The organism is Pseudoxanthomonas sp. LjRoot204_2 (genome assembly GCF_056175765.1).
In genome coordinates, this window is record NZ_JBGFFG010000418.1 from 1 (window position 1) to 2,885 (window position 2,885).

General features: G+C 62.3%; 8 protein-coding genes. All 8 read left to right on the top strand.

Features of this window, described 5'->3' with window-relative positions:
* The coding region (gene rplV, locus AC04L7_RS15790) for a 50S ribosomal protein L22 (RefSeq protein ID WP_475513379.1) at nt 1-280 on the top strand (280 nt) is incomplete at its 5' end.
* A gap of 2 nt (nt 281-282) precedes the next feature.
* The gene (rpsC, locus tag AC04L7_RS15795; protein WP_056878821.1) at nt 283-1,002 is read left to right on the top strand and encodes a 30S ribosomal protein S3; all 720 of its coding nucleotides are present in this window, start codon (nt 283-285) and stop codon (nt 1,000-1,002) included.
* Between the two features lie 6 nt (nt 1,003-1,008).
* Entirely contained in the window at nt 1,009-1,422 is a 414-nt protein-coding gene (gene rplP / locus AC04L7_RS15800; RefSeq protein ID WP_055941282.1) for a 50S ribosomal protein L16, read from the top strand.
* Nucleotides 1,422-1,607, top strand: coding sequence for a 50S ribosomal protein L29 (gene rpmC, locus AC04L7_RS15805; protein WP_055941284.1), 186 nt, complete (start codon nt 1,422-1,424; stop codon nt 1,605-1,607). The genes rplP and rpmC overlap by 1 nt, the downstream gene beginning before the upstream one ends.
* Before the next feature lie 12 nt (nt 1,608-1,619).
* Complete coding sequence (gene rpsQ, locus AC04L7_RS15810; RefSeq protein WP_055941286.1) at nt 1,620-1,886, top strand: 30S ribosomal protein S17; 267 nt, start codon at nt 1,620-1,622, stop codon at nt 1,884-1,886.
* Between the two features lie 15 nt (nt 1,887-1,901).
* Nucleotides 1,902-2,270, top strand: a complete 369-nt coding sequence (gene rplN / locus AC04L7_RS15815; protein ID WP_013535986.1) for a 50S ribosomal protein L14 — start codon at nt 1,902-1,904, stop codon at nt 2,268-2,270.
* A 15-nt stretch (nt 2,271-2,285) separates the two neighbouring features.
* Nucleotides 2,286-2,603 (top strand): 50S ribosomal protein L24, encoded by a 318-nt coding sequence (gene rplX / locus AC04L7_RS15820; protein ID WP_162338026.1) that lies wholly within the window; start codon nt 2,286-2,288, stop codon nt 2,601-2,603.
* A gap of 8 nt (nt 2,604-2,611) precedes the next feature.
* On the top strand, nt 2,612-2,885 hold a 274-nt coding region (gene rpl5 / locus AC04L7_RS15825), incomplete at its 3' end, for a large ribosomal subunit protein uL5 (RefSeq protein WP_475513380.1).

The window sequence follows — 2,885 nt, forward strand, 5'->3', positions numbered from 1 at the left end:
GGTCGCTGACCAGGTGCGTGGCCTGCCGGCCGAGCGCGCCGTCAACCTGCTGAAGTTCTCGGACAAGAAGGCTGCCCACCTGATCAAGAAGGTCGTGGAGTCCGCCATCGCCAACGCCGAGAACAACCAGGGCGCCGACGTCGACGAGCTGAAGGTCAAGACCATCATGGTCGACGAAGGTCCGATGCTGAAGCGTTTCATGGCCCGCGCCAAGGGCCGTGGCACCCGCATTCTGAAGCGCACCAGCCACATCACCGTGGTCGTGGGCGAGGGCAAATAAGTATGGGTCACAAAGTTCATCCGACCGGTATCCGCCTGGGCATCGCCAAGGACTGGAATTCCAAGTGGTTCGCCAACAAGCGCGACTACGCCGACTACCTCGCCGCGGACCTCAAGGTGCGCGAGATGCTTCGCAAGAAGCTGGCGCAGGCGGGCATTTCCAAGATCCTGATCGAGCGTCCGGCCAAGACCGCCCGCGTGACCATCCACACCGCCCGTCCGGGCGTCGTGATCGGCAAGCGCGGTGAGGACATCGAGAAGCTGCGCAAGGAAGTGAGCGACCTGATGGGCGTCCCGGCGCACATCAACGTCACCGAAGTGCGCAAGCCCGAGCTGGACGCCCAGCTGGTGGCCGAATCGATCGCGCAGCAGCTGGAACGCCGCATCATGTTCCGCCGCGCCATGAAGCGTGCCGTGGGCAACGCGATGCGCCTGGGTGCCCTGGGCATCAAGGTCAACGTGGCCGGCCGCTTGAATGGTGCGGAAATCGCCCGTTCGGAGTGGTACCGCGAAGGCCGCGTGCCGCTGCACACGCTGCGTGCCGACATCGATTACGGTTTTGCCGAGGCGAAGACCACCTACGGCATCATCGGCATCAAGGTGTGGGTCTACAAGGGCGAAATCTTCGATTTCAGCCAGGTGGGTCAGGAGAAGCAGGACGACGCGCGCCCCGAGCGCAGCGAACGTCCGTCGCGCCCGGCTCGTGACCGCGACGCGAGGTAATCAGTCATGTTGCAACCCAAGCGAACCAAATACCGCAAGATGCACAAAGGCCGTAACGAAGGCCTGAGCTGGAGCGGCAACCTCGTCAGTTTCGGCGAGTACGGCCTGAAGGCCACGGCGCACGGTCAGCTGACCGCGCGCCAGATCGAAGCAGCGCGTCGTTCCATCAGCCGTTACGTGAAGCGTGGCGGCAAGATGTGGATCCGTGTGTTCCCCGACAAGCCGATCACCAAGAAGCCCATCGAAGTCCGCATGGGTTCCGGTAAGGGCAACGTCGAATACTGGGTCGCCCAGATCCAGCCGGGCCGCATGATCTATGAAATCGAAGGCGTCAGCGAGGACATCGCGCGCGAGGCGTTCCGCCTGGCCGCGGCCAAGCTGTCGGTCACCACCACTTTCGTGACCCGGACGGTGCGCTAATGGAACTCAAGCAACTCCGCGAGAAGTCGGCTGACGAACTGAAGGCCCACCTGACCGAACTGCGCAAGGAGCAATTCTCCCTGCGCATGCAGAAGGTGACCGGCCAGCTGCCGAAGACGCATGAAACCCGCCGGGTCCGCCGCGAGATCGCTCGCGTCAAGACCCTGCTGGGCAGCCAGAAGTAAGGAGCGACCAAGATGAGCGATAACAAAGACAAAGCGCAACGCACCATCGAAGGCCGCGTCGTCAGCAACAAGATGGACAAGACGGTCACCATCCTGGTGGAGCGTCAGGTCAAGCACGCCCTGTACGGCAAGTACATCAAGCGTTCCACCAAGCTGCACGCGCACGACGCGGACAACAGCTGCAAGGAAGGCGACGTGGTGCGCGTGACCGAGATCGCCCCGATGTCCAAGACCAAGAACTGGCGCGTGGTGGAAATCATCACCCGCGCGGCTGAATAAAAGGAGATCTGAATCATGATCCAGATGCAGAGCTACCTTGACGCGGCCGACAACTCCGGCGCCAAGGAACTGATGTGCATCAAGGTGCTGGGCGGCTCCAAGCGCCGTTACGCCGGCATCGGCGACATCATCAAGGTGACCGTCAAGGACGCCATCCCGCGCGGCAAGGTGAAGAAGGGCGAAGTCTACGACGCGGTCGTCGTGCGCACCCGCAAGGGCGTCCGTCGCCCCGATGGTTCGCTGATCCGCTTCGATGGCAACGCCGCCGTCCTGCTGAACAACAAGCAGGAGCCGATCGGCACCCGTATCTTCGGGCCCGTGACCCGCGAGCTGCGTTCCGAGAAGTTCATGAAGATCGTTTCGCTCGCGCCTGAAGTGCTGTGAGCGGAGGACAAAGAAATGGCTAACCGTATCAAGAAGGGCGACCAGGTCGTCGTCACCGCCGGCAAGGACAAGGGCAAGAAGGGCGACGTGGTGCGTGTGGATGGCGACCGCGTGGTCGTGTCCAACGTCAACGTCGTCAAGCGCCACACCAAGCCGAACCCGCAGGCCGGTATCGCGGGTGGCGTGGTGGAGAGCGAGCGCTCGATCCACATCTCCAATGTCGCGCTGTTCAACCCGGCAACGGGCAAGGGCGAGCGTATCGGTTTCAAGGTGCTGGAGGATGGACGCAAACTGCGTGTGTTCCGCTCCAGCGGTGAGGCGCTCGACGCCTGAGGAATGACATGACCACTCGTCTCGAAAAAATCTACAAGGAAGAAGTGGCGCCGGCTCTGATGAAGAAGTTCGGCTACACCAATCCGATGGAAGTGCCGAAGATCACCAAGATCACCATCAACATGGGTGTGGGTGAGGCGGCGACCAACAAGAAGATCCTGGAAAACGCCGTGGCCGACCTGGCCAAGATCACCGGCCAGAAGCCGATCACGACCAAGTCCCGCGTGTCGGTGGCTTCGTTCAAGATCCGCGACGGCTGGCCGATCGGCTGCAAGGTCACCC

What these genes read in the sequence shown, in the direction of transcription:
- rpsC (WP_056878821.1), top strand. Translation starts at nt 283, where the DNA reads ATGGGTCACAAAGTTCATCCGACCGGTATCCGCCTGGGCATCGCCAAG.
- rplP (WP_055941282.1), top strand. Translation starts at nt 1,009, where the DNA reads ATGTTGCAACCCAAGCGAACCAAATACCGCAAGATGCACAAAGGCCGT.
- rpmC (WP_055941284.1), top strand. Translation starts at nt 1,422, where the DNA reads ATGGAACTCAAGCAACTCCGCGAGAAGTCGGCTGACGAACTGAAGGCC.
- rpsQ (WP_055941286.1), top strand. Translation starts at nt 1,620, where the DNA reads ATGAGCGATAACAAAGACAAAGCGCAACGCACCATCGAAGGCCGCGTC.
- rplN (WP_013535986.1), top strand. Translation starts at nt 1,902, where the DNA reads ATGATCCAGATGCAGAGCTACCTTGACGCGGCCGACAACTCCGGCGCC.
- rplX (WP_162338026.1), top strand. Translation starts at nt 2,286, where the DNA reads ATGGCTAACCGTATCAAGAAGGGCGACCAGGTCGTCGTCACCGCCGGC.